20 protein-coding genes are annotated in these 25,429 nt (G+C 72.6%); 3 read left to right on the forward strand and 17 right to left on the reverse strand.

Annotated features, from left to right (window positions below; all coding sequences use genetic code 11):
- Positions 1-223: 223 nt before the first annotated feature.
- The 12 genes from H7H31_RS08020 to H7H31_RS08075 all read right to left on the reverse strand — a co-directional run bounded on the left by H7H31_RS08020 (position 224) and on the right by H7H31_RS08075 (position 16,846).
- Entirely contained in the window at positions 224-3,994 is a 3,771-nt protein-coding gene (locus H7H31_RS08020; RefSeq protein ID WP_187117847.1) for an AAA family ATPase, read from the reverse strand.
- A 241-nt stretch (positions 3,995-4,235) separates the two neighbouring features.
- Entirely contained in the window at positions 4,236-4,442 is a 207-nt protein-coding gene (locus H7H31_RS08025; RefSeq protein WP_176164342.1) for a hypothetical protein, read from the reverse strand.
- A gap of 360 nt (positions 4,443-4,802) precedes the next feature.
- On the reverse strand, positions 4,803-5,084 hold the full coding sequence (locus tag H7H31_RS08030; RefSeq protein ID WP_187063300.1) for an acylphosphatase: 282 nt from the start codon (positions 5,082-5,084) through the stop codon (positions 4,803-4,805).
- Positions 5,085-5,440: 356 nt separating this feature from the next.
- Positions 5,441-6,529, reverse strand: a complete 1,089-nt coding sequence (mutM, locus tag H7H31_RS08035) for a bifunctional DNA-formamidopyrimidine glycosylase/DNA-(apurinic or apyrimidinic site) lyase (RefSeq protein WP_187063301.1) — start codon at positions 6,527-6,529, stop codon at positions 5,441-5,443.
- Positions 6,530-6,714: 185 nt separating this feature from the next.
- Positions 6,715-7,608 (reverse strand): ribonuclease III, encoded by an 894-nt coding sequence (gene rnc, locus H7H31_RS08040; protein ID WP_187063302.1) that lies wholly within the window; start codon positions 7,606-7,608, stop codon positions 6,715-6,717.
- Between the two features lie 19 nt (positions 7,609-7,627).
- The gene (gene rpmF, locus H7H31_RS08045; protein ID WP_065965136.1) at positions 7,628-7,801 is read right to left on the reverse strand and encodes a 50S ribosomal protein L32; all 174 of its coding nucleotides are present in this window, start codon (positions 7,799-7,801) and stop codon (positions 7,628-7,630) included.
- 2 nt (positions 7,802-7,803) lie between these two features.
- Positions 7,804-8,397 (reverse strand): YceD family protein, encoded by a 594-nt coding sequence (locus tag H7H31_RS08050; RefSeq protein WP_232110265.1) that lies wholly within the window; start codon positions 8,395-8,397, stop codon positions 7,804-7,806.
- 699 nt (positions 8,398-9,096) lie between these two features.
- Positions 9,097-10,317: an ATP synthase F0 subunit B gene (locus H7H31_RS08055; protein WP_187063305.1), complete on the reverse strand. Its 1,221-nt coding sequence runs from the start codon at positions 10,315-10,317 to the stop codon at positions 9,097-9,099.
- A gap of 98 nt (positions 10,318-10,415) precedes the next feature.
- Entirely contained in the window at positions 10,416-10,925 is a 510-nt protein-coding gene (gene coaD, locus H7H31_RS08060; protein ID WP_187063303.1) for a pantetheine-phosphate adenylyltransferase, read from the reverse strand.
- Complete coding sequence (gene rsmD / locus H7H31_RS08065; RefSeq protein ID WP_187063304.1) at positions 10,922-11,524, reverse strand: 16S rRNA (guanine(966)-N(2))-methyltransferase RsmD; 603 nt, start codon at positions 11,522-11,524, stop codon at positions 10,922-10,924. The genes coaD and rsmD overlap by 4 nt, the downstream gene beginning before the upstream one ends.
- 502 nt (positions 11,525-12,026) lie before the next feature.
- Complete coding sequence (gene recG, locus H7H31_RS08070; RefSeq protein ID WP_187059797.1) at positions 12,027-14,324, reverse strand: ATP-dependent DNA helicase RecG; 2,298 nt, start codon at positions 14,322-14,324, stop codon at positions 12,027-12,029.
- Between the two features lie 416 nt (positions 14,325-14,740).
- A complete protein-coding gene (locus tag H7H31_RS08075) occupies positions 14,741-16,846 on the reverse strand; it encodes a DAK2 domain-containing protein (protein WP_187117848.1) in 2,106 nt (701 codons plus the stop codon).
- A gap of 245 nt (positions 16,847-17,091) precedes the next feature.
- Between H7H31_RS08075 and rpmB the strand changes: the two genes are divergently transcribed.
- A complete protein-coding gene (gene rpmB, locus H7H31_RS08080) occupies positions 17,092-17,277 on the forward strand; it encodes a 50S ribosomal protein L28 (protein WP_014628431.1) in 186 nt (61 codons plus the stop codon).
- A 416-nt stretch (positions 17,278-17,693) separates the two neighbouring features.
- Here the strand turns inward: rpmB and thiD are convergent, their stop codons facing one another.
- Together thiD and H7H31_RS08090 are read right to left on the reverse strand one after the other, a co-directional pair.
- Complete coding sequence (thiD, locus tag H7H31_RS08085) at positions 17,694-18,518, reverse strand: bifunctional hydroxymethylpyrimidine kinase/phosphomethylpyrimidine kinase (protein WP_187060730.1); 825 nt, start codon at positions 18,516-18,518, stop codon at positions 17,694-17,696.
- Positions 18,519-19,019: 501 nt separating this feature from the next.
- A complete protein-coding gene (locus tag H7H31_RS08090) occupies positions 19,020-19,994 on the reverse strand; it encodes a thiamine-phosphate kinase (protein ID WP_187060731.1) in 975 nt (324 codons plus the stop codon).
- A 161-nt stretch (positions 19,995-20,155) separates the two neighbouring features.
- Between H7H31_RS08090 and H7H31_RS08095 the strand changes: the two genes are divergently transcribed.
- Both H7H31_RS08095 and H7H31_RS08100 read left to right on the forward strand, forming a co-directional pair.
- Positions 20,156-20,389 (forward strand): Lrp/AsnC family transcriptional regulator, encoded by a 234-nt coding sequence (locus H7H31_RS08095; RefSeq protein ID WP_176164332.1) that lies wholly within the window; start codon positions 20,156-20,158, stop codon positions 20,387-20,389.
- A 20-nt stretch (positions 20,390-20,409) separates the two neighbouring features.
- A complete protein-coding gene (locus H7H31_RS08100; protein WP_232109735.1) occupies positions 20,410-20,898 on the forward strand; it encodes a DUF3515 domain-containing protein in 489 nt (162 codons plus the stop codon).
- Positions 20,899-21,540: 642 nt separating this feature from the next.
- Here H7H31_RS08100 and H7H31_RS08105 read toward each other — a convergent pair.
- The 3 genes from H7H31_RS08105 to H7H31_RS08115 all read right to left on the reverse strand — a co-directional run bounded on the left by H7H31_RS08105 (position 21,541) and on the right by H7H31_RS08115 (position 25,355).
- Entirely contained in the window at positions 21,541-22,731 is a 1,191-nt protein-coding gene (locus H7H31_RS08105) for a D-alanine--D-alanine ligase family protein (RefSeq protein WP_187060732.1), read from the reverse strand.
- Between the two features lie 768 nt (positions 22,732-23,499).
- Entirely contained in the window at positions 23,500-24,501 is a 1,002-nt protein-coding gene (locus H7H31_RS08110; protein WP_187060091.1) for an NAD(P)H-dependent glycerol-3-phosphate dehydrogenase, read from the reverse strand.
- Positions 24,498-25,355 (reverse strand): lysophospholipid acyltransferase family protein, encoded by an 858-nt coding sequence (locus H7H31_RS08115; protein WP_187060092.1) that lies wholly within the window; start codon positions 25,353-25,355, stop codon positions 24,498-24,500. The genes H7H31_RS08110 and H7H31_RS08115 overlap by 4 nt, the downstream gene beginning before the upstream one ends.
- Positions 25,356-25,429 lie beyond the last annotated feature (74 nt).

Below are 25,429 nucleotides of genomic sequence, written 5' to 3' on the forward strand. Positions count from 1 at the left end.
CTCCTGAGGCCCGGCCGCACTGCCGGGCGTGGGGGGCTGGCACTCCTAGTGGGACACGGCCCAACGCGAGCCACCACTTGAAGGCAAAAGCAACGTTGCAGAGACTATGCCTTCAAGTTTCGAAGTCAATACCCCCGCATCACGATGAGTTCCACCCCACGCCCGGCGAAAGCTTCAAGTGTTGACCTCCATGCGCGCGGTCCGCGCGGGCTGCGGGGGCCAGTCAGCGCAGCCGCTGGCTGATGACCTTCGACACCCCGTCGCCCTGCATGGACACGCCGTACAGCGCGTCGGCGACCTCCATCGTGCGCTTCTGGTGCGTGATCACGATGAGCTGCGAGCTCTCCTGCAGCTCCTCCATGATCCGGATCAGGCGCTGCAGGTTGGTGTCGTCCAGCGCCGCCTCGACCTCGTCCATCACGTAGAACGGGCTCGGGCGCGCCTTGAAGATCGACACCAGCAGGGCCACGGCGGTCAGCGAGCGCTCGCCACCGGAGAGCAGCGACAGCCGCTTGACCTTCTTGCCCGGCGGCCGGGCCTCCACGTCCAGGCCGGTGGTCAGCATGTTCTCGGGGTCGGTGAGGATCAACCGCCCCTCACCGCCCGGGAAGAGGCGCGAGAAGACGCCCTCGAACTCGCGCGCCGTGTCCCGGAACGCCTCCGTGAACACCTGCTCGACGCGCTCGTCCACGTCCTTGATCACCTGAAGCAGGTCGGCCCGGGTCTTCTTCAGGTCCTCAAGCTGCTCCGTCAGGAACTTGTGCCGCTCCTCCAGCGCGGCGTACTCCTCGAGCGCCAGCGGGTTCACCTTGCCCAACTGCTGGTACGCGCGCTCGGCGGCCCGCAGCCGCTTCTCCTGCTGGGCCCGTACGAAGGGCACCGGCTGGTTGCGCGGGTGCTCCGGGTCCCGCGGCAGTTCCTCGCCCTCGGCGGGCGGCGACGGGGGCACCAACTGGTCAGGGCCGTACTCGGCGACGAGGCCGGCCGGCTCCACGCCGAGTTCCTCCAGCGCCTTCGTTTCCAACTGCTCGATCCGTAGCCGCTTCTCCGCGCCGAGGACCTCGCCCTTGTGCACCGAGTGCGTGAGCTTGTCCAGTTCGGCGGCCAGGCCGCGGCCCCGTTCCCGCTCCGCGACCAACTCGGCCTCGCGCTCCGTCTTCGCCGTCTCGGCCGACCGCCGCTCCTGATCGGCGCGCCGCAAAGAGACCTCGACGTGCGCCAGCAGTTGCCGCGCGCCGGCGGCCACCGCGGCGCCGACGGCCGCCTCGTGCCGCAGCCGGGCGCGGCGCTGTTCGGCTCGCGCCCGCGCCTCCCGCTCCGCCCGTGCCCCGCGATCCAGCGCGTCCGCCCGGCCGGCCAGCCCCTTGACCCGCTCCTCGTGCGTACGGACCTGGAGCCTGGCCTCCATCTCCGTCTGCCGGGCGTTGGCCCCGTCGGCGGCGAGCCGGTCGCGTACGGCGGTGTCGGGCTCGTCCGCCCCGTCCTCGCCGAACGGCGACTCCTCCTCCGCCACGCGCAACCGCTCGGCCAGCTCCGCCACCTCCTCGGTCGCCCGGACGAGCGCCTCCTCGGCCTTGGCGGCGGCGGCCGTCATACGCTCCGCCTCGCCCGCGGCGCCCCGTGCCTGGCCGCCGAGCCGGCCCAGCGACTGCGCGACACGCGACTTCTCCCGGTCGGCGGCGCTGCGCCGGTTGGCCAACTCCTCCACCAGCGCCGCCGCCTCGGTACGCCGCTGCTGCGCGGCCCGCTGGGCGTCGGCGAGCTCATCGCACTGCAGGGCCAGCTCCGTGAGCTGCGCCGCCGCCTCGTCCACCTGGGCCTGCACCTCAAGGAGGCTGGGCGCGCCGGCCGACCCTCCCTGGGCGAAGTGCCCGCCCAACAGGTCTCCTTCGGCGGTCACCGCCATCACCTCGGGCCGCGAGGCCACCAGGTCCTCGGCGTCCTCCAGGGCGGTGACGACGACCACGTCGCGCAGCAGCCGGCGCACCGCGGGAAGCAGTTCGGCCGGCCCGTGCACCAGATCCGCGGCCCCCAGCGGCGTGCCCAGCCCGCCCAGCCCCTCGCCGTCCGCTCCCCCGGCGCCGCCGCCCGCCTCGGCGCCCCCGGGGCCCCGGCCTGCCCCGTTGGCTCCGACGGTCCCGCTGACCTCTCCAGCGGCAGCCCCAACCTCCGCGCCGACCGCGGGGCCGTCCGCGACCGCGCCGGCGCCCCGGGGCGCGTCCGCGCTCCCTTCCGTACGCTCCGGGGCGCTTGCCGCGCGCTCCGGGGCGCCCGTGCCGGCGCCCAACAACAGCGCCGCCCGCCCCGCGTCCTGCTTGCGCAGCAGCCGCAGGGCGTTGGCCGCCGTGGCGGGGTCGGTGACGGCGACGGCGTCTGCCGCGGCGCCCAGGGCCGCGGCGAGCGGTACCTCGTAGCCGGGGGCGACGGTGAGCAGCTCCGCGACGGGGCCGAGCAGCCCGCCGAGCTGGTCGCCCGCGCCGAGGAGCGCTCCCGTGCCGTCCTTGCGGCGCAGCCCCAGGGCCAGCGCCTCGTGCCGCGCCGCCGTCGCCGCGCGCTTGCGCTCGGCCGCCGTCGCCGCCTCACGGGCCGCGCTGAGCCCGGCTTCCGCGTCGGCCAGGGCCCGCTTGGCCTCCTCGTGTCGGTCGGCCAGCTCCGCGTCGCCCTCGTCGAGCCCGTCGACCTCGGCCTGGAGCTGCTCGTACTCCTCCTGCGCGGCCACCGCCCGCTCGCGTGCCTCGTCCCGGGAGCGGGTCAGCCGGTCGATCTCGGCCTGCGCCGACGAGGCGCGGCTGCGGGCCGCGTTCACCTGGCCGTGCAGCCTGGCCAGCCCCTCGCGACGGTCGGCGTACGCGCGGGCCGCGTCCCTGAGCCTGCGCTCCTCCTGGGCGAGCTCGCGCTCCAGTTCCGCGCGGTGGGCCACCGTGTCGTCCAGGGCGCGGCTGACCGCCTCCAGGGCGGCTTCCAGCTCGGCCTCCTGCTCCCGGATGCGCTGGGCCTCGCGCTCCATCTCCTCCGGGTCGCGGCCCCGTCGCTCGTCCACCGGGGCCGATGTAGCGCTCTTGACCCGCGCGTCGGCGAGTCCGATGGTGCCCCGCACCCGCTCGGCGAGCTGCGACAGCTCGTGCCAGGTCTGCTGGGCCCGCACCAGGCGCGGCGAGAGCCCCCGTACCTGCTCCTCCAGCGCGGCCTCGCGCCGCTGCGCGGTGCGCAACGCGGCCTCCGCGGCCTCCTTGCGCTCCTTGAGCGCCGCCTCGTCCGCCACCTCGGCCCGCAGCGCCTCGCGCAGCGTCACCAGGTCGTCGGCGAGCAGGCGCAGCCGCGCGTCCCGCAGGTCGGCCTGGATGACGGCGGCCCGCCGCGCGACGGCCGCCTGCCGCCCCAGTGGCTTGAGCTGCCGGCGCAACTCGTCGGTCAGGTCCTGTACGCGGGCCAGGTTGGCCTGCATCGCGTCCAGCTTCCTGACCGCCTTCTCCTTGCGCTTGCGGTGCTTGAGGACGCCGGCCGCCTCCTCGATGAACGCCCTGCGCCCCATCGGGTCGGCGTGCAGTACGGAGTCGAGCTGGCCCTGGCCGACGATCACGTGCATCTCACGGCCGATGCCGGAGTCGGAGAGCAGCTCCTGGATGTCGAGCAGCCGGCAGGTGTCGCCGTTGATCTGGTACTCGCTGCCGCCGTTGCGGAACATGATCCGCGTGATGGTGACCTCGGCGTAGTCGATGGGCAGCGCGCCGTCGGCGTTGTCGATGGTGAGGGAGACCTCGGCGCGGCCGAGCGGCGGGCGGCCGGTGGTGCCGGCGAAGATGACGTCCTCCATCTTGCCGCCGCGCAGCGACTTGGCGCCCTGCTCGCCCATGACCCACGACAGGGCATCGACGACGTTGGACTTACCGGACCCGTTGGGACCCACGACGCAGGTGATGCCGGGCTCGAAGCGCAGCGTCGTGGCGGAAGCGAAGGACTTGAAACCTCGCAGGGTCAGGCTCTTGAGGTGCACGCCGTCGGACTTTACCGCTCACGAGCCGTGGGGCAGCCGTCCGCAGCGCGCGCCCAGGCGCGCCGCGGCGGCTTTTTCGGTTTCGCCGGCGAAGGTGAAGGGCACATCAGACGGTAGGGAAAACTCGAATGACTGGACGAGAAACAACGGAGCGAAACGACGAAGGGACGCCGAAGCGTCCCTTGCAGATTCTCAAGCGGGTGGCGATGCTTGCCCGACAGGTCCCCTGAGGAACCACGGGTCAGGCAAGCGCAGGCTCCGCCTGGGATACGTCGATGCTGTCGAGCAGCGAGTCGCTGTGCTGAGCGGCGGCGGACAGCGCGTCATTCTCGGCCTGCATCCGAATGAGCTCGGATTCCAGATCCTGTACGCGCTGCTGAAGCCGTCGCATCTCGGCGAGGACTCGGGGGTCGGAGCCGCCGACGTAACCGAGAAGCGCCTTTGCCATGATGGATGGTCCTCCACAATGAGTGACCGACCGGAGCGGTGTGGGTCGTGAGGGATTCGCACCCGCGATGTCTGCCATCACTACCGACTTCAATGCCAAACAGTTAAGGTGCGCGGGGTTTCCAGCGTCTCACCAAAAGGTTTGACGGTCAACACGATCACGCCCCGTATCGACAGGGCAGGCGAGCGGGCGCGGCAGTAGACGGTGCGGCGCGGCTTCGTCTCGCGACCCATCGGGGCGTGGAGATCATCCTTAGCTCCGCAGCCTTCCACGGACGCGCCGTATTGGCAACCACCAGGCCGTTTCTCCCCGGCGCACATCCCGGGGCACGCGGGGCATAGCCCCGCGCTGACGCTCCCGTCAGCGAATTTCGAAAGTCTCGTAACCGCCTCGCGGGGTGTCCCAAATCTCAGTCACTCCGTCGACCCGCCCGGGCGTGTCGCCTGTGCGGAGCCACTCCAACAGCTCCTCGCAGCCGGCCCTCGGCCCTTCGGCGACCACCTGGACCCGGCCGTCGTCCAGGTTCGAGGCGAAGCCGACCAGCGTGCCGATGCGCAGGGCGCTGGCCCGCGTGAACCAGCGGAACCCCACACCCTGCACCCGGCCCCGCACCCAGGCGGTGAGGCGCGCGTTCTCGTTCATACGGGCACGCTAGCCGCCCCACCCCGCCGCCCTCACCCGGGCCTCCCCGATGGCCCCCACGGGCCGCGGGCACCGCACCGGCCGGCCCACCGGGAGCACGGCACCGTACGAGCGGCCCCCGCGCCCCCCGTACGGCGCGGCACCACCGCGAGTGCGCCCACGGGGCAGCGGTCGCGGCCCCGTACCCGTCCCCGGTGTCCTCAGCTGCGCGGGCCGATGCGGGAACCGCGCTCGCGGAGCACGCCGGGGGCACCGCCTGCCGCTACGGCGCGGCGCCCCGCCGCTCCGCAGCCGCAGCGTGCGAGGTGGGATCGGGAACGAACACGGCCGGGGCGGGGGCGGGTGGCCACGGTGCGCTAGACGGTCGGGCCGCTGCCTGCCGTTCGGGGTGCCACGGCGCGGGGCGGGCGCTGGCAGCGCGGGCAGAAGTAGCTGGAACGGTTCATCCACGGGCTGCGGCGCATCGGCGCGCCGCAGCGACGGCACGGCTCGTCCTCGCGCCCGTACGCGTCCAGCGAGCGCTCGAAGTAGCCGGACTCGCCGTTGACGTTCACGTACAGGCTGTCGAAGCTCGTGCCGCCCACGGCCAGAGCCGCCCGCATGACGTCGCGGACGTGGCCGAGCAGTTCGATGGCACGGGGGCGGGTGAGGCTCGCCGTGGGGCGGTCGAAGTGCAGCCGGGCGCGCCACAGCGCCTCGTCCGCGTAGATGTTGCCCACGCCGCTGATCAGCGACTGGTCCAGGAGCGCCCGCTTGATGGTGCTGCGGCGCCGGCGCAGGGCCGCGTAGAACGCCGCCTCGTCGAAGGCCGGGTCCAGTGGGTCGCGGGCGATGTGGCCGATGACGTCCGGCAGCCCGTCCGGAGCCCCGGGCAACTGGTCGTGCAGGGAGAGGCCACCGAAGGTCCGCTGGTCGACGAAGCGCAGTTCGGTCCCCGCCGCGTCGGCGAACCGGACGCGGATGCGCAGATGCTTCTCGTCCGCGGCGGTTTCCGGCTGGACGAGCAGTTGGCCGCTCATGCCGAGGTGGCCGAGGACAGACCGCCCCGTGGCCTCGCCCCCCGTCGCACCGTTGACGGCTCCGTCCGCAGGACCCGTCGCTCCGTGCCCCGTGCCCCGTGCCCCGTGCTCCGTCGGCAGCGCGCCGCCTCCCGTCGCCCCGTGCCCCGTCGCCCCGACGGCGAGTCCCGTGTTAGCCCGTACGGGGTGCTCCGTGGGTGCCGTGGCGTCGGCGCCCATCGCGTCCAACGGCAACCAGAGGTACTTGCCGCGCCGGCAGGCCGCGGCGAAGCGGTGCCCGATCAGTTGGTCGGCGAAGTCGGCCGGGCCCGCCAGGTGGCGGCGGATCGCGCGGGGATGCAGGACCTGCACCTCGGCGATGACGCGCCCGGTGACCCAGCGCTCCAGGCCGCGGCGGACGACCTCGACCTCGGGCAGTTCCGGCACGTGTTCCTCCGCGGAGGTCGGGACCCGTCACACGGGTCGGGGAATGGTCGGGCCGTGCCACGCGGCACGGGGGCGCGTGGCCGACGGGGCGTACGCGACGGGCCCACCGGCGGTGAACCGGTGGGCCCGTCGAACACAGCTGGACGCGTGCGGTACGGCGCTCGGCGGCGGCGTGCCGCGCCTGGTCACCGTGCGGTTGGTTCAGCCTTCCCGGCGGAGCCGGGTGCCGAAGCGGCGGCACCGTCGAGGGCCGCCCCGTCCGAGGTCGCACCGTCCGCCTCGGAGCCGTCGGTGGACGCCTCCTCCAGGGCGGCGGTGGCGGCGGCGGCCTCGTCGGCCGCCGCACGGATCGCCCGCCAGGCGGCCTCGGCCGCCTGTTGCTCGGCTTCCTTCTTGCTGCGGCCGGTGCCGGTGCCGTACGCGACACCACCGACGCGAGCAGCAGCCGTGAAGACCTTCTCGTGGTCGGGGCCCGTCTCGGAGACCAGGTACTCGGGCACGCCGAGTCCCTCGGTGGCCGTCAGCTCCTGCAGGCTGGTCTTCCAGTCCAGGCCCGCGCCGAGGTTCGACGAACGCTCGATCAGCGGGTCGAAGAGCCGATGCACCAGTTCGGCGGCGGCGTCGAGGCCCTTGTCGAGGTAGACCGCGCCGATCACCGCCTCCAGGGTGTCGGCGAGGATCGATGCCTTGTCCCTGCCGCCCGTGCCCTCTTCGCCCCGGCCGAGCCGGATGAACGCGCCGAGGTCCAGGCCGCGGCCCACCTCGGCGAGCGCGCGCGAGTTGACCACCGCGGCCCGCAGCTTGGCCAGTTGGCCCTCGGGCAGGTCGGGGTGGATGCGGTACAGCGTGTCGGTGACCACCAGGCCGAGCACGGAGTCCCCGAGGAACTCCAGCCGCTCGTTGGTGGGCAACCCGCCGTTCTCGTACGCGAAGGAGCGATGCGTGAGCGCACGCACTAGAAGGGCGGACTCAAGGTGATACCCGAGCCGCCCTTCCAGAACGGTATGAGACGAGGCCGTGTCTGCCGTCGCCGTTGTTTCTTCCCCGCGCTTGCGGAGCGGCGTCTTGGCGTCTGACATGAAGCCTGTCACCCGCCGATCAGACCTCGAGGACCTGGCGGCGGTTGTAGGTGCCGCAGCTCGGGCACGCGATGTGCTGCAGCTTCGGCTCGTGGCAGCGCTCGCACGCCACCAGGGTGGGGACCGCAGCCTTCCACTGCGACCGGCGGTGGCGCGTGTTGCTGCGCGACATCTTCCGCTTCGGAACAGCCACGGCTACTTCTCCTGTGGGTCATCCCCGCTAGCGCGAGGGGTGTTGTCCTTCTCGCCGTCCTGGACGGTCTCAGCGAGTCCCTGCAGTGCCGCCCAACGGATGTCGACGGCTTCTTGGTGATGGTGGTCCGGGTCGTCCGCCAGCCGTACTCCGCATTCGGGGCACAGACCAGGGCAGTCCTCCTGGCACACCGGCTGCAACGGCAGTGAGAGCACCACCGCGTCCCGCAGCACGGGCTCAAGGTCGAACAAGTCGTCCTCGAGGAAGAGTGTGTCCTCCTCCTCGGCGTCGTCGCCGGTATCCGCTGTGCGGCTCCGGTCGTCGGCGTCAGGGTAGGAGTACATCTCCTGGAATTCCGCTTCGAGCTCACGCCCGAGCGGCTCCAGACACCTTACGCACTCCCCTGTGAGCGGTGCACGGGCGGTGCCCGTAACGAGCACTCCCTCCATGACCGACTCCAGTCGGAGGTCGAGCTCCACGGTCGCACCCTTGCGCACCCCGATCATCTCGATCCCGAGATCACCCGGGGCCTCGATCGAGCGCGAAAGCCGCTTGAGCGCACCAGGACTCCGCCCCAGCTCCCGTGTGTCGAACACGAGGGGGGAACGGTGGTCAAGACGGGCGTTCAGGGCTTCCTGCTTTCTACGCTGCGGCACGGGCGTCCCTCCTCGCAGCACTGCTACGAGACGAAGTGGGCAGCCGGAATCGCGGATATACGTGCGGCCGAAGAGCCAGGATACTGGACGGGTCGCCGTAGACCCAATCCGCACCAATCGCCCCTGCCGCTCCCCCGAGGTCCCCCTGCGCCGCACGGCACACGCACCGCCCCGCACGGCGGTGCCGAGGCTCACACCCGTGCCACCGGCGTACGCCCCCGCAGGGCGTGGAGCCGCCGCAGCCTCCCGACAGCGCGAACAACGCACGGCGCCGGCTGCTCTGCGCCGGGCACCCGGCGCTGCGCCCCGGAGCGCACTCCGAGGTTCGCGTGCGCTCCGGGGCGCAGCGTGAGCGCGCAGGCGTGCGCCGTACGTGCTCCGGCGTGCGGGCTCCGGTGTATGGGCTCGGGACCCGGCTGGCTCGCCGTGGCGCACGGAGCGGTACGCGGAGCCTGGGAACGGCATGCGGTTTGCGAGAGCGCGCGCACGGAGCGCTGAATCTCGCACGGGGCACGGGGCACGGGGCACGGGGCACGGGGCACGGCGTGTAGGGGCGTCGCGCGGCGGATTTCGCCGGCCGCTTCGCCGGCCGCGCGGGGTGCGGAGCCTTGGGCCGCCGCAGCCCGGCGGCGGTGTGGCTCAGCGGCCCTGTTCGTACTGGCGGAGCTGGTCCAGGTTGATCATGCTGGTGTCGAAGAGGCTGGTCTCGTCCAGCGCCGGGGTGCCGGCCGTGCGGGGCTGCTGCGGTGGCTGGTGACCGTCGAGCGGCTGGGGCTCCGCGTATCCGGTGTGCGGGTCGTAGCCGTGCTGGGGTTGCTGCCAGCCGTAGTCGCCGGCTGGCTGTGGCGCGGCGGCGGCCGGCTGCTGGTAGTCGTGCGTCGGCTGCGCCGCGTACGGGTCCTGCTGGGGGTACTGCTGCTGGTAGCCGTACGCGTCCTGTTGATAGCCCGCCTGGGCGTAGTAGTCCGCGTACTCGGGCTGGGCCGGAGCCTCGGGCGGGGCGGGCGGCTGCTGGGGAAGCATCGGCTGCTGAGCGGGCATGGGTGGCTGGTGAACCGGGGCCGGCGCGTGAGCGGGAGCCGGCGTGTGAGCGGGGGTCGGCGCGGGGACGCGCGGGTCGGCGACGTGCTGGCTGGTGGCGAGGTCGGCCAGGTAGTCGTCGTCGCTGGTGCTGAGGCCGGCGGCGCCCGCGGCGTCCTGCGCGGCCATGTGCGCGCCCAGCTCGTCCTCTTCCGTACCGAGCAGCTTCTGTCTGCCCCGGCCGACCGCTTCCAGGGTCTTGGCGAGCACGGCGGCCACGGCGCCCAGCTTGGCGTCCACGTACTCGTCCGCGCGGTGGCGCAGCGTCTCCGGGTCCGCGCTGCGTTCGGGGGCCTGGTCGTACTGGCCGTTCTCGTCGTCGCCGTACGCGCCCGGGCCGCGCCCGAGGAGCTTCTCGCGGCCCCGGTCGACGGAGCCGATGGTCTTGGTGAGGACGACCTCGAAGTTGGCCAGCTTGCTGTCGACGTAGTCGTCAGCTTCGGCGCGGATCTCCTCCGCCTCGCGGCGTGCCTCGGCGAGGATGCGGTCGGCCTCCTCCTGCGACTGGCGGGCCACCTCGGTCTGGGAGATCAGCGAGCCGCGGTGGGAGTGCGCCGACTCGATGATGCGCTGGGCCTCCTGCCGGGCGGCCGCGACCATCTGGTCCCGGTCGCCGATCACCTCCTGGGCCTGCGCGAGGGAGCCGGGCAGCGCCATCCGCAGCTCTTCGAGCTTGGCGAGCAGCTCGGCCCGGTTCACCACGCAGGAGGCCGACATGGGCATGGATTTCGCGCTGCCGACGGTGCCGACGATCTCGTCGAGCTTCTTCTGCACGTCCACCTTGGGTGCTCGCACTCTCTAGGCCGAAGGGTCGGGACGGGACCGACTGTACGGGCAGTGGGCTCCCGCCCGACACCTCCTGACAAACCGTCAGCCCGCTAGCGCTCGGCGAGCCGCTCCGTCAGGCGCCGGAGCACGAGCGGCGGCACCAGGTGGGAGACGTCGCCGCCCCAGGCCGCGACCTCCTTGACCAGGCTGGAGGAGAGGAAGCTGTAGGTGGGGTTGGTGGGCACGAACAGTGTTTCCACGCCGGACAGGCCGTTGTTCATCTGGGCCATCTGCAACTCGTAGTCGAAGTCGCTGACGGCGCGCAGACCCTTGACGATGGCGGGGATGTCGCGCTGCTTGCAGAAGTCGACGAGGAGCCCGTGGAACGCCTCGACCTCGACGTTCCCGTACTCAGCCGTCGTCTCGCGCAGGAGGTCGATGCGCTCGTCGACGGTGAAGAGCCCCTGCTTTGACTTGTTGATCATCACGGCGACGTGCACGACGTCGTACAGCTTCGAGGCGCGGGCGATGATGTCGAGGTGTCCATTGGTGACGGGGTCGAAGGACCCCGGACAGACGGCGCGGCGCAAGAGTGGTTCCTCGCTCTCCAGTGCGGTCATGACGCGCTGTGGTGTGTCGTCGTGGCGGTGCTGCGTGAAGCGGCGCGACCGTACCAAAGCGTGCCCTCCCCGTAGCGACGAGCCCGTAGCCCCTCGAAACCAGTCGGCCACCGGAACTCGCCGCCCCTGGTGCTCCGCTCCACGGTGACCAGCGGCTGTGCCGCGAGCCAGCCATTGCCGGAGAGTGTGAGCAGGATCTCCCGCAGCTCGTCGTCGGTGACGGCGTACGGCGGGTCGAGGAACACCACGTCATACGGCTGCTCCGGCACGGGGCCGGCGATGACCTGTGCCGCCTTGCCCGCCCGCACCTCGGCACCGGGCAGGCCCAGGGTGCGTACGTTCTCGCGGACCACCCGGGCGGCGCGGGAGTCGGCTTCCACCAGGAGGGCGTGTTCCGCGCCACGGGAGAGCGCCTCCAGGCCGACGGCGCCCGAGCCCGCGTACAGGTCGAGGACCCGGGCCCCGGCCAGCGAGCCGAGCAGCGACTCCCAGGTGGAGAACAGGCCCTCGCGCGCCCGGTCCGAGGTCGGTCGAGTGCCGGTGCCCGGGGGTACGGCGAGACGGCGCCCACCGGCAGCTCCGGCGATCACGCGGGTCATCTGTTGGTCGGCCCTTCGTGGTGGTGGAGAACGGTGGCCGTGATCGGCCGCCGCTCCCCCACGATATGGCGTCAGCCGACGGACGACTCGGGGACCGCAGCCGGCGGGGCCACAACCGGCGGGGCGGGAGCGACCTCAGCGGGGCGGGAGCGCGCCGCGGCCCTCTCAGGGCCGCACGGCCCCGTGCCCCGTGCCCCGTGCCCCGTGCCCCGTGCCCCCCAGGCAGGATCACCGCTCCGTGCTCCGTGCTCCGTGCTCCGTGCTCCGTGCTCCGTGCTCCGTGCTCCGTGCTCCGTGCTCCGTGCTCCGTGCTCCGTGCTCCGTGCTCCGGCGGGATGGTGCCGTGGTGCGGAGGGCGGTGGGCGGCGCTGGCCGCGGTTCGGAGTGCGGGGGATCGCGTGCGGGCGGGTGCCGAGCCTCGTTGGGGGCGGGTGCTGGGCAAGCGGGGCCGGCGTGCCGGGCGTGAGCGGCATGTGGCCGGCGAGTGGGCTGCTTGGGACGGTTAGCCCTTGTCGAGGTACTGCTCGCGCTCGGCGTCCAGGAGGGCGTCGAGCGCGGTACGCAGCGCCGGCAGCCGCTCCAACTCCGGGTCGGCCGTGACGGTCGCCACGGCCTCCGCGCGGGCGGCGGCGATGATCTCCTCGTCGTCGATGACGGTGAGCATGCGCAGGCTGGAGCGGACACCCGACTGGGCCTGCCCCAACACGTCGCCCTCGCGCCGCTGCTCCAGGTCGATGCGGGACAGCTCGAAGCCGTCCAACGTCGCCGCGACGGCGCCCAGCCGGGCCCGCGCCGGGCTGGCCTCCGGCATGTCGGTGACCAGCAGGCACAGGCCCGGAGCGGAGCCACGGCCGACGCGGCCCCGCAACTGGTGCAACTGGGATACGCCGAACCGGTCCGCATCCATGATCACCATGGCCGTGGCGTTGGGCACGTTGACGCCGACCTCGATCACGGTGGTGGCCACCAACACGTCCACCTCGCCGGCGGAGAACCGGCGCATCAGCGCGTCCTTGTCATCGGGGTGCATGCGCCCGTGCAGCGCCTCGATGCGCAGCCCCTTGAGCGCGCCCTTGGTGAGCTGCTCGGCGACGTCGAGCACCGCCAACGGGGGCCGACGCTCCCCCGCCCCGTCAGCGCCCTCCGTCGTCTCCTCCGCGCCGCCCACGTCGTACTCCACGGCGGGGTCTGCCGCGCTCCCGGCCCCGCGCTGCCCCGACTTCGCGCCCTTGCGCTCCTTGGGGGCGTCCTCCTCGTCGCCGATGCGGGGGCAGACCACGTACGCCTGGTGCCCGGACTCCACCTCTTCCCGTACGCGCTCCCAGGTGCGGGAGAGGAAGTGCGGCTTGTCCTTGGCCGGGACCACGTGGCTGGCGATGGGCGAGCGGCCCGCGGGGAGTTGGTCCAGGACCGAGGTCTCCAGGTCGCCGAAGACGGTCATGGCAACGGTGCGCGGGATGGGCGTGGCCGTCATCACCAGGAGGTGCGGGGGGCGGTCGGCCTTGGCCCGCAGCGCGTCTCGCTGCTCCACGCCGAACCGGTGCTGTTCGTCGACCACCACCAGCCCCAGGTCGTGGAACTGCACCTTGTCCTCGATGAGGGCGTGGGTGCCGATCACGAGGCCGGCCTCGCCGGTCACCAGGTCGAGCAGCGCCTGGCGGCGGGCCGCGGCCCCCATGGAGCCGGTGAGCAGCACCACCTTGGTGCCGTTCTCCGATCCGCCGAGCAGGCCGCCCTCGGCCAAGTCGCCCATCATCTCGACGACGGAGCGGTGGTGCTGCTGGGCCAGCACCTCGGTCGGCGCGAGCATCGCGGCCTGACCTCCCGCGTCCACCACGGTGAGCATCGCGCGCAGCGCCACCAACGTCTTGCCGCTGCCGACCTCGCCCTGGAGCAGTCGGTGCATGGGGTGCTCGGCCGCCAGGTCGCGCAGGATCTCGGCGGACACCCGCTGCTGGCCCTCGGTGAGCGTGAACGGCAGCTTGGCGTCGAAGGCGTCCAGCAGTCCGTCCTGGCGCCGGGCACGGGGCACGGCGGGGAGCTGGGCTTCGGCGCGCCGACGGCGCGCCAGGGCCACCTGGAGCACGAACGCCTCATCCCACTTGAGCCGGTCGCGGGCCGCCGCGATGTCGGCCTTCGTGCGCGGCCGGTGGATCTTCAGCAGGGCCTCGGGCAGCGTCTCGAAGCCGCGGCCCTCGCGCAGGGCGGGGGGCAGCGGATCGACCACGCCCTCCCAACCCGTCGCCTCCATGGTGTCGAGGAGCATGTCGACGGACTTGGCGAGCTGCCAGGACGCGAGTTGCTTGCAGGCGGGGTACAGCGGCAACAACTGGTTCGCGAAGGCGTCCACCGCGCCTGCCGCGTCGCCCTCGTGGTCCTGGTCCAGTAGCTCGTAGTCGGGGTGGGAGAGCTGCCGCGTGCGGTTGAACACCGAGACCTTGCCGGCGAACATCCCGCTCCGGCCCGGTAGCAGCGCCTTCTCGTGGTGGAAGACGCTCCGGCCGAAGAACACCAGCGTCAGCGCCCCGCTACCGTCGGTCACCACCACTTCGAGCCGTACGCCCTTGCCGTGGTTGAACGTCTTCTTCGTCGCCTTGGCCACCCGCGCGACCACCGTGACGTGCTCGTCCAAGGGCAGGTCGGCGAGCCGGGTCAGCTCGCCCCGCTCCGCGTACCGGCGCGGGTAGTGGTGCAACAGGTCCCCGACGGTATGCAGGTCGAGGTGGGCGGCCATCACCTTCGCGGTGTTGCCGCCAACGATCTTCTTCAGGGGTTCATCGAGCGCGGGCACGCGATCCATTGCACACCACACCACTGACAGCGCGCGCGACACTCCCCACCACCGGCCCGTCACACCCCCGCGCGGCGGCCCCCGCCCGTGTCCCCCCGCCGGCTGTCGCACCGATGGGAGACCCAGGGGACGGCCGCCCCTCGGCCCCGTGCCCCGTGCCCCGTGCCCCGTGCCCCGTGCCCCGTGCCCCCAGGCAGGATCACCGCTCCGTGCTCCGTGCTCCGTGCTCCGTGCTCCGTGCTCCGTGCTCCGTGCTCCGTGCTCCGTGCTCCGTGCTCCGTGCTCCGGCGGCATGATCGGCCTGTTAGGGGTGCGGGACGCCGGCAGGATGCGGTCGCCTCGTGGCTCCGCGCGGCTCACGCGTGAGCGGTACGGGGCGCCGTCAGTCGCCTCGCTACCAGCTCGGGACGCGGACGGTCCGACGGTTATTCGATACCGATGAGCAGCGGGGCCGACGGCTGCTCGCCGCGGTAGTTGACCGTGTCCACCGCCAGGTGCCGTTCCCGAACGTGTTCCTCCAGCCGTTCGGCGAGGTTGTTCGGCACGCCGGCTCCCAGCACGAGGGTGACCATCTCGCCGCCGGCCGCCAGCATGCGGTCGAGCACCGTGCGCGCCGTGGCGAGCAGGTCGGCCCCGATGACGACCACGTCGCCGTCGATCAGGCCCAGCACGTCACCCGCCTGGCACACCCCGGCCATGGTCCACGACTGGCGTTCGGCCACGGCCAGTTCGGCGTAGCGGGTCGCGCCCGCTGCCGAGGTCATCGCTACCACGTCCTCGTCGAACCCGCGGTCCTCCTCGTGAACGGCGAGCGCGGCGATGCCCTGAACGACGGAGCGGGTCGGGATGAGCGCGACGCGCACCCCTTCCGTGCGCATCTGCGCGGCAGCCGCAGCGGCGGTGTGGCGCAGTTCGGCGTCGTTGGGCAGCAGGACGACCTCGTGTGCGTGCGCTCGCCGGATGGCGTCGACCAGTTCGCCACTGGCGGGCGGCTCCCCGGGGCGCGTGGTGACCACGGTCGCGCCCGCTTCGGTACACAGGGCGGCGAGCCCGTCGCCCGGGACCACCACGACCACGGAGCGCGCGGCGCGTTCGCCCCGTGCCCCGTGCCCCGTGCCCCGTGGCCCGTCAGTGCGCTTGGGCTCCCTGGGCGGGGTCTCCCGGTTCAGCCGGCGCTCGGCCGCGGCGCCGAAGTGCGTGATGCGGAGCCGATACGGGCGCCCCGCCTGGATGCCGGCCTCCACGGCGGCTCCCGCGTCGTCGACGTGCACGTGCACGTTCCACAGCCCGTCGCCGCCCACGATCACGAGGGAGTCGCCCAGCGCGTCCAGGCGCGCACGGAGCCGGGCCACGGCGGTGTCGTCGGCCTCCAGGAGGTAGATCACCTCGTAGGCCGGGCCCGTGATCGGCTCGCCGTCGCATCCTGCGAGCTGGCCCGAGTGCCCTCCGTCGGCGGGCGCGCGCTCCGAGGTGGCGGCATCGTACGGAGCGTCGGCGTCGGCGCTCCGTTCGGCCGGGGGCAGGGGGGCCGGCGGGGCGGCGGGGCGGCGCCGTTCGCGGGGTTCGGCGTCGGGGCGGCCGGGACCGAGGGCGTGGCTGCCGGGGGTCGGCCGAAGCGGGCTGGCCAGCGCCGTGGTGCGTTCACCGGTCAGCGTTTCGGCCAAGGCGCCGAGGACGGTGACCAGACCGTAACCGCCCGCGTCCACGACGCCGGCCCGCGCGAGTACGTCGAGCTGGCCGGTGGTCGCCTCCAGAGCGGCGCAGGCGCCCTCGTAGGCGGCCCGTGCCACGGCACCGACGGGCGCGGCGGGAGACCGCGTCGCGGAAGTGCCCCGCGCCCCCGGAACCGCGCCGTCCTCGCTCGCCGTAGCCGCCCCGTACGCCGCGGCCCGCTCCGCATCGTGCCCCGCCGCGGGCCCATTCCCCGCGCGGGCTCCCTGCGCCGTCGCGGCCCCGTGCCCCGTTTTGGACCCGCGCGGCGCCGACGCCCCATGCCCCGTGGGTGGGACGCCCGCCGCTCGGGCCGCTGCCGCTGCCGCCGAGGCAGCGACCGTCAGGACCGTGCCCTCCACGGGGCGGGCAACCGCGTTCCGGGCGGAATCGGCCGCGCGGAGCAACGCGCGCGACAGGACAGCGCCACCGGCGTGGCGCACGTCACCCGCGTCTCGCGCCTCACTCGCCGCATCACCCGCCTCGTGCTCCTCGGCGAGTACGTCTGCCATCCCGCGCAGCATCTGGGCCAGGATGGTGCCGGAGTTACCGTGCGCGCCGATCAGCGCCCCGTGCGCCATGGCTCCTATGGCGTCGCCCAGGCTCGGCCTGGACGCGGTACCGGTGGCCGCGTGGCCGTTGAAGGCGGCGCCGACGGCGTGCGCGGCGGACTCGACGGTCAGGTAGAGGTTGGTGCCGGTGTCACCGTCCGCGACCGGATAGACGTTGATGGCGTCGATCCCCTCGCGGGCGCGCCCCAACGCCTCCAGTGCCAGCCCGCACCACGTACGTACCGCCTCGGCGTCGAACGTGTGCGGCACCTATGGCCTCCTTGAACGGTGCTGGGTGGCAGCGCGGATGCCCGCAGGGTAGTCGCGCTTCGCGGAGATCGTCTGGGGCGGGGGCCGAGGTAGCCATGGTAGTTTCGTTGTACGGGAGCGGTCGTTGTATGCTGCTCCGGTTGCCCGATCAGGTCGGGCCAAATCCCCCCGGTGATGCCGATCAGCTATTGATTCGACGAACCGGGAACTCACCGTAAGTGCATCTGAAGTCTTTGGAGTGACCCGTGGCTGCCAACTGCGACGTCTGCGGCAAGGGGCCGGGCTTCGGCAACAACATTTCGCACTCGCACCGCCGCACTCGCCGTCGTTGGAACCCCAACATTCAGACGGTGCGCGCTGTGGTCGGTCGGACGCCGAAGCGGCTCAACGTCTGCACCTCGTGCATCAAGGCCGGCAAGGTCGCGCGCTGACGTTCCCGTCGTAGCGCAGCCAGCCGGTTGCCAAAGCCGGCCCGCATTCGTGCGGGCCGGCTTTTTTGTTGCGTCACGCTGCCTGTGGTTGCCTCGAGCCTCGCCCCACAGGCTCCATCGCCTGCACGTGTACGGGCACTCCGGTCAGAGTCGCCGCCCCGTGCCCCGTGCCCCGTGCCCCGTGCCCCCAGGCAGGATCACCGCTTCGTGCTCCGTGTCCAATGGAGCCGCCGCTCCGTGCCCCGTGCTCTGTGCTCCGTGCTCCGTGCTCCGTCCTCCGTCCTCCGTCCTCCGTCCTCCGTGCCAGGATGTCCGCCGCCCCGTGCCGCGCTCAGCTCGCGCCGATGCGGCGGCACGCGGCCGGCTGTCGCGCCGCCTGTGCGCCCGCGTCGAGGCCGGCACGAGGGGGCGACGGCTCAGCGCCAGCGCCAGGCGTGGTCGACCGGGCCGATGCCGGCGCCCAGCGGGAAGCCGGCCCTGATCGCCCCCGTGACGTACTCCTTGGCCGCCGCGACGGCCTCCGGCACCGGCATGCCGTGGGCCAGGTGGGCGGCGATGGCGCTGGCGAGGGTGCAGCCCGTGCCGTGGGTGTGGCGGTTGTCGTGGCGCGGGGAGCGGAGCCAGTGTTCCTCCGCCCCGTCCGTCAGCAGGTCCACCGCATCCCCCCGGAGGTGGCCGCCCTTCACCAGGGCCCAGCGGGGCCCGAACTCCAGGATGGCCGCTGCGGCGCGCGGCATGTCGGCCTCGCTGGTCACGCGTACGCCGGTGAGTTGCGCGACCTCGTCCAGATTGGGTGTGGCGACCGTCGCGACCGGGAGCAGCTTGGTGCGTACGGCGTCGAGCGCGTCCGCGGCCAGGAGGGCGTCACCGTGCTTGGAGACGCCGACGGGGTCCACGATGACGGGCGCGTTGAGGTCCGCGAGCAGGCTCGCGACGGTCTCCACGATCGCGGGTGAGGCGAGCATGCCCGTCTTCACGGCCTGGACGCCGATGTCGTCGACGACGGAGCGGAACTGGGTCCGGATCGCCTCCAACGGCAGCTCCCACGCCCCCTGCACACCCAGGGAGTTCTGCGCCGTGACCGCGGTGAGCACGCTCATGCCGTGCGTGCCGAGAGCCAACATCGCCTTGAGATCGGCCTGAATGCCCGCCCCGCCGCCCGAGTCGGACCCGGCGACGGTCAGGACACGGGGCGGGACGGCGGTGGGGACGGGGCCAGCATCCGGGGTGTCAGTGGTCATGCCATCGAACTTACGCCGCGCCGCTCGCGGGCCTCTCGGCCCCCTCACCGCTCGCTGGCTCAACCCACCCGACCAGACAGTTCAGGCCACGCTGGACCGAACTGCCACCCTGCCCGCCCCGGACGCCACGTCGCACCGGCGAGACGGGGCGGCAGGACGGGGCGGCGAATCGGAGTGGCGTGACGGGGCATCGCGACGTACCGGCGCCGCGTCGCGTCAACATGCCGCCTGCCGACGTACGAACGTACGCCCACGGAGGTACAGCACCGGCGTGACGGGGCGGCGGACGGAGCCATCTCGCGCGGGCAGGGGCCGCCGGCACGCACCCGCGCCGACGCGACACCGCACTCCGGAACGGCGCCTCGTACCCGGATAACGGCGCCAGGCCCAGTGCCGGCTCCGGGCGCGAGTTGAGCCAGCCCCGTCGGCGACCGACAACGTGCTCGGGAAGCCCGGTTGGCGGGCCCCAGGGGGCCTCGCCCAACCCACTTGGCCTCGGCTTCAGCTTCCCGCCGATTCCTCGATGTCGCTGAAGTGGTCCCAGCCGGCCTTGGCCCACGGCGCCCCGTCCACCGTCACCTGAGGCAGTGCCGACGGGTTACGCACCTCGCCGATCACCTTCCAGCGGGCAGGCAGCTTCACGTCGGAGGGGAAGGTCGCGACGATCGCGTGGTCCTCGCCGCCGTTGAGCACCCACTGCAGCGGGTCCACGCCAACCGCCTGGCCGATGTCCGACATCTGCGAGGGAATGTCTATCGACGCGGAACTCAGGTCGATACGGACCTTGCTGGCCGCGGCGATGTGTCCGAGGTCGGCGACCAGGCCGTCGCTCACGTCCGTCATCGCCGTGGCCCCGAGCCCCGCCGCGGCCGGGCCGGCGTGGTACGGCGGTTCGGGGCGACGGTGCGCCTCGACGAAGGCACGGGGCGAGCGGAAGCCGCGCGAGAGCACGGCGTGGCCGGCCGCCGACCAGCCCAGCCAGCCCGTGACGGCGACGACGTCACCCGGCCGGGCCCCGGCGCGGGTCACCGGTTCGTGGTTGCGCAGGTCGCCCAGGGCCGTGATGGCCACGGTGATCGTCTCGCCGCGCACCACGTCACCCCCGACCACCGCGGCGCCCGCGACCTGACACTCGTCGCGCAGACCGTCCATCAACTCGTTGGCCCACGTTGCGGGAAGGTCCGCCGGGACGACGAGGCCGAGCAGCAGCGCGGTGGGCACGGCCCCCATGGCGGCGATGTCCGCGAGGTTCTGCGCCGCCGCCTTGCGGCCGACGTCGTACGCCGTGGACCAGTCGCGGCGGAAGTGCCGCCCTTCGAGCAGTACGTCGGTGCTGGCCACGACCCGTCGGTCGGGCGCTGCGACCACCGCGGCGTCATCCCCCGGCCCCAGGCGGACCGCCGGGGTGCTGGTGAGTCGGGAAGTCAGCTCCCTGATCAGCCCGAACTCTCCCAACTCGCCCACGGTGCCCTTCATCCCATCGCCCCTTCGCACTGATCTTCCGCCCTGTGCTCCGCTGTCCGCTCCGGCAGGCGCCACGCCGCGTACGTCACGCGGGTCTCCCCGCGTCGCTCGGCGACGCGGTACCGTGGCGTCCCTTCTTCCCACATGATCCTCGTCGCCGCCCTGGAGGTTCCGTGGTACAGGCGTACATCCTGATCCAAACTGAGGTCGGCAAAGCGTCGACCGTTGCCGACGTCATCGCCAAGATCCCAGGAGTCATCCAGGCCGAGGACGTGACGGGACCGTACGACGTGATCGTGCGCGCCCAGGCCGAGACGGTGGATGAGCTCGGCCACATGGTGGTCGCCAAGGTCCAGCAAGTGGACGGCATCACCCGCACCCTCACCTGCCCGGTCGTCCATCTGTAGCTCCCCGTATCCTCGGCCCGGTGAGTTTTGCACCGCGCCGTTGGCACCGCCTGCCCATCGCCATCCTGCTCTTGTCCGCCGTGGGCTGCTCTGACAGCGACGAACCCGCAGCTCCCGCGGTTCCCACTCCGTCGGCGCGGGCCGTCGCGTTCTGCAAGACTCTCCACAAGGAACTGCCCACGAAGGTGGATGGGCTCGACCAGCGCGAGACCGAGCCCGCGTCGGAATTCACCGCCGTTTGGGGCAAGCCCGCCGTGCAACTGCGGTGCGGCGTACCGCGCCCCGATGTGCTCACGCCCGGCAGTGAACATTACAACCCCCTGGCCGACTCCGTGGACGTCAACGGAGTCGGCTGGTTGCTGGAGAAGCAGCCGGACGGCTACCGCTTCACCACGACCCTGCGCAAGGCGTACGTGGAAGTCACCGTTCCGTCGAAGTACGCCCCCGAGATCAACCCCCTCACCGATCTGGCGGAAGCGGTCAAGAAGACCATTCCGGCCGGCATCTGACCCGCCCCGCGGCGGCTCTCACACGCCGATCGTGGCGGGGCGCGGTACGGAGCCCGGCGGGGCCGGAGCACGAGGCGCGGAGCGCGCGCCTGACGGAACGGTGCGGGCGGACGGGTGCGCACCGTTCCGCACGGCAGGGCGCACGACGCTGGCCCTCAGCGCCCGGCGTTCTGGCTTGCGAGGCGGCGCCCCGGCGCCGCTCGCGCCACCCATCGCACCGCTGAACCTCCGTACGGACTGACGACGCCGAACGGTGCCCGCACGACGCGCGGCCGGGCCATGGACGTACGGATCAGGCCCCGCGGGTCAGTCGGACAGCGGCGGGACGGCGGCTCCGCGCGGGCGCCGAAGACGGGCTCGGTCGATACGGAGCGGCGCAGACCGACCCCGGCACTGGACGCCGCTCCCCCGCCCCGTGCCCCGTGCCCCGTGCCCCGTGCCCCGTGCCCCCAGGGAGGATCGCCGCTCCGTGCTCCGGTTCCGCGCCACGATAGGGGGCCAGTGCCGTACGCCGCCGGTCGCCCGCACCATGCCGTACGTACGGGGCGCCCCGTACGCCGCTCCGGTGGGCTCGCGTACGGCCCGGCGACGGGCGAGCAGCGCAGTGGCGGCAACGTGCGGGCAGGGCAGGGCGTACGACGTCTAGCGCAGGCCCGTCGGGCGGTTGAGGGCGGCCTGGATGAGGCGATCCACCAGCTCGGGGTAGGTGACACCGCTCTCCTGCCACATGCGCGGGTACATGGAGATCGGCGTGAACCCGGGCATGGTGTTGATCTCGTTGATCACCAACTCGCCGCTGTCGAGGAGGAAGAAGTCCACCCGCGCCAGGCCCTCGCTGCCGGTGGCGTCGAACGCGGCGATCGCCATCTCCTGAACGCGCGCCGTCTCCTCGGCGGTGAGCGGCGCTGGCACGATGCCGGACGCCGAGTCGATGTACTTCGCCTCGAAGTCGTAGAAGTCGTGGGCCGTCACCGGCGGGATCTCCGCCGGCACGCTGGCCCGCGGGCCGTCCTCGAACTCCAGCACGCCGCACTCGATCTCGCGCCCGCGCAGCAGCGCCTCCACCACGATCTTCGGGTCGTGCCGCCTGGCCTCCTCGACGGCCGCGTCGAGGTCCGCCAGGTCGTCCACCTTGCTGATGCCCATGGAGGAGCCGGCGCGAGCCGGCTTCACGAAGATCGGCAGGCCGTTCTCGGCGGCGAAGTCCACGATCTTCTTGCGCGCCACCGCGCCCCGGTCGTTGTCTGGACCGAGCTTCCAGTCGCGGGCCCGGATGACCTCGTAGGGCCCGATCGGCAGCCCGAAGGAGTCGAAGACGCGCTTCATGTACTCCTTGTCCATGCCGACGGCGGAGGCGAGCACGCCGGCCCCCACGTACGGCACGCCGGAGAGTTCCAGCAGACCCTGCAGGGTGCCGTCCTCGCCGTACGGGCCGTGCAGCACGGGGAAGACCACGTCCACGTCGCCCAGCGCCTTGGGTACGGAGCCGGGCTCGCTGTAGACCACCTCGCGGCTGCCCGGGTCGACCGGCAACAGCACGCCGCCCTCCGGGGTTTCCGAGAGCTGGTCGACGTTGGGCAGCGTGCCGTCGCTGATCGCCATCCGTTCGGGCGCGTCGGCGGTGAGCGCCCAACGCCCCTCGGTGGTGATGCCGATCGGCAGCACCTCGTACTTCGTGCGGTCGATGGCCGACAGCACGGCGCCGGCGGTGACGACGGAGATGGCGTGCTCGGAGCTACGCCCGCCGAACACGACGGCGACGCGCGGCTTCCGACCGTCGGTTCCGGGGCCGGCGGCGGGCACGGGGCTTGGGGAAGTGGACTCGCTGCTCATCGGATTGAGATTACCCTGCGGCCCGCCCGCGGTCAGGTCTCGCCAGTCGGTGTCCGCGACCCGCCCCGTCGCACGGGCACGGAGCCCCGCTCGCGACCGTGCCCACCGCCCGCCCGCCCACCGCCTGGCGCCCCCGCCCAACCCGGGCCAACGACCTCCACCCCAGACCCCGTACGCCACCGAGGTACGCCACCGAGGTACGCCACCGAGGTACGCCACCGAGGTACGCCACCGAGGTACGCCACCGAGGTACGCCACCGAGGTACGCCACCGAGGTACGCCACCGAGGTACGCCACCGAGGTACGCCACCGAGGTACGCCACCGAGGTACGCCACCGAGGTACGCCACCGAGGTACGCCACCGAGGTACGCCACCGAGGTACGCCACGAAACGGTGCCGGCGCGGGCGCCGTTCCCGTGCGGGAGGAACGGCGCGACGTGCGAGGCCGCTGCCGATGCCGAGCGGGGCGCGGTGGAACCGGGGGGCAGCACCCGCCGTTCGGGGCCGCGCGGCGTGTACGGCCCGGAAGGCGGAACCACCACAGGCCCATACGCCGCTGCGTTACTGCGCCTCTCCGCAACAGGCGCCCTCACGCGCGCTCCGTAGCGCACGCCGGCACCGCGCTCCCGACCTCCGGCACCGCTCGCGCTCCGCGGCACCGGCGGACGCCGGCCTACGCGCTTCGGGGCCCCGTGACATGTGCCACGGGGCGCCGAAGCAGGCGTCGACCGGTCACGTCCCCCCAGAGTGGGCCGGCCCGAGCGTGTTCAGTGGCGCTCCGGCTTGGCGGAGCGCGACATCAGTTCCTTGAGCGCCACGAGGGGCGGCTTCCCGCCGTGCACGATGCTCACCACCGTCTCCGTGATCGGCATGTCCACCCGGTGGCGCTGCGCCAGGTCGAGGACGGACTCGCAGGACTTGACGCCCTCCGCCGTCTGCTTCGTCACCGCGATGGTCTCGGCCAGGGTCATGCCCCGTCCGAGGTTGGTGCCGAAGGTGTGGTTGCGGGAGAGGGGGGACGAGCAGGTGGCGACGAGGTCGCCCATGCCCGCGAGCCCCGCGAACGTGTGCGCGTCGGCGCCCATCGCGAGCCCGAGCCGAGTGGTCTCGGCCAGCCCGCGCGTGATCAACGATGCCTTGGCGTTGTCGCCGAGGCCCATGCCGTCGGCGATGCCCACCGCGAGGGCGATGACGTTCTTCACCGCTCCGCCCAGTTCGCAGCCGACGACATCGGTGTTGGTGTACGGGCGGAAGTACGACGTGTGGCAGGCCGCCTGCAACCGCTGGGCCACGGCCTCGTCGCTGCACGCGACAACGGCGGCGGCCGGCTGTCGGGCGGCGATCTCCTTGGCGAGGTTGGGCCCCGTGAGCACGGCGACCCGCTCCGGGCCGACCCCCGCCACCTCCCCGATGACCTCGCTCATCCGCTTGGCGGTGCCGAGTTCGACGCCCTTCATCAGGTTGACCAGCACCGCGTCGGCCGGCAGCAACGGGGCCCATGCGGCGAGGTTGGCGCGCAGCGTCTGCGACGGCACGGTCAGCACCGCGAACTCGGCGCCCCGTGCCGCCACCGCGGGGTCCGTGGCGGCCCGCACCGTGTCGGGGAGCGTGGCACCCGGCAGGTAGTCCGGGTTGCCGTGCCCCGTGTTGATGGCTTCCACCACCTCCGGACGGCGCGCCCACAGGGTCACCTCACACCCGGCATCGGCCAGCACCATCGCGAAGGCGGTGCCCCACGATCCGGCGCCGAAGACGGCACAGCGCGTCACGTGGCATTCCCCTCATTCTCGTGCTCCGTCCGGCCGCTGCCGCGATCGGTCCGGTCGGCCTCGTGCTTCGTGCGGCCGGCCTCGCGCCCCGTACCGTCGGCCTCGTGGTCCGTAGGGTCGGCGGAGCCGAGACCTTCGGCCGCGCCGCCCTTCGGCTGTTCGGCCCGCCCCGCCGGCACCGGTTCCTGGCGCACGTCGGCGAGGAGTTCGGTCACGGCGGCCATGATCGTATCGGTGGCGGCGCGCAGCACCTCGGCCGTCGGTTCCTGGCCGTAGTACGCGGACAGGTCGACCGGGGGTCCGGCCACGACCTTGAAGGTCTTACGGGGAAACAGCCGCAGCCGCTTTGCCCCCGCGTACGGGGGGAGCACCGCATTGGCGCCCCATTGCGCGACGGGAATGACCGGGGCCTTGGTGAGCAGCGCGACACGGGCGGCGCCGGTCTTGGCCCGCATCGGCCACTGATCCGGATCGCGAGTGAGCGTGCCCTCGGGGTAGAAGGCGACGCATTCGCCCTTGTCGATCGCGCTGACGGCCGCGCGGAAGGCGTTGGCGGCATCCGTGGACTCCCGGTAGACCGGAATCAACTGGAGTCCGTGGAACATACGGCCGATAACGGGCACCTTGAAGAGGGCGGACTTCGCGAGGAATCGCGGCACGCGCCCGGTGTTGTACTGGAAGTGCGCGTACGCCAGCGGATCGAGATACGAATTGTGGTTGATCGCCGTGATGAATCCGCCGTGGGCTGGAATGTTCTCCATTCCACGCCAGTCCCGTTTGAACAGAATCACGAGCGGCGGTTTCGCGAGGACCGCTGCCAGGCGGTACCAGAAGCCGATTCTGTGGCGGGGCACTCGGACGTCCTCCTCTTGGTCCCTGCTGACCTGCTGGCTTGCTGCCACCCGGGCAGCCGCACAAGTGTCGCCCC

The organism is Streptomyces buecherae (genome assembly GCF_014295035.1).
GTDB classification, from domain to species: domain Bacteria; phylum Actinomycetota; class Actinomycetes; order Streptomycetales; family Streptomycetaceae; genus Streptomyces; species Streptomyces youssoufiensis.

Bases quoted from the DNA above. Each gene is read 5' to 3' on its own strand.
- H7H31_RS08105 (WP_187060732.1), bottom strand. From the start codon at position 22,731: ATGAGCAGCGAGTCCACTTCCCCAAGCCCCGTGCCCGCCGCCGGCCCC.
- H7H31_RS08030 (WP_187063300.1), bottom strand. From the start codon at position 5,084: ATGAACGAGAACGCGCGCCTCACCGCCTGGGTGCGGGGCCGGGTGCAG.
- recG (WP_187059797.1), bottom strand. From the start codon at position 14,324: ATGGATCGCGTGCCCGCGCTCGATGAACCCCTGAAGAAGATCGTTGGC.
- coaD (WP_187063303.1), bottom strand. From the start codon at position 10,925: ATGACCGCACTGGAGAGCGAGGAACCACTCTTGCGCCGCGCCGTCTGT.
- H7H31_RS08025 (WP_176164342.1), bottom strand. From the start codon at position 4,442: ATGGCAAAGGCGCTTCTCGGTTACGTCGGCGGCTCCGACCCCCGAGTC.
- rnc (WP_187063302.1), bottom strand. From the start codon at position 7,608: ATGTCAGACGCCAAGACGCCGCTCCGCAAGCGCGGGGAAGAAACAACG.
- H7H31_RS08090 (WP_187060731.1), bottom strand. From the start codon at position 19,994: ATGAAGGGCACCGTGGGCGAGTTGGGAGAGTTCGGGCTGATCAGGGAG.
- thiD (WP_187060730.1), bottom strand. From the start codon at position 18,518: ATGACCACTGACACCCCGGATGCTGGCCCCGTCCCCACCGCCGTCCCG.
- rsmD (WP_187063304.1), bottom strand. From the start codon at position 11,524: ATGACCCGCGTGATCGCCGGAGCTGCCGGTGGGCGCCGTCTCGCCGTA.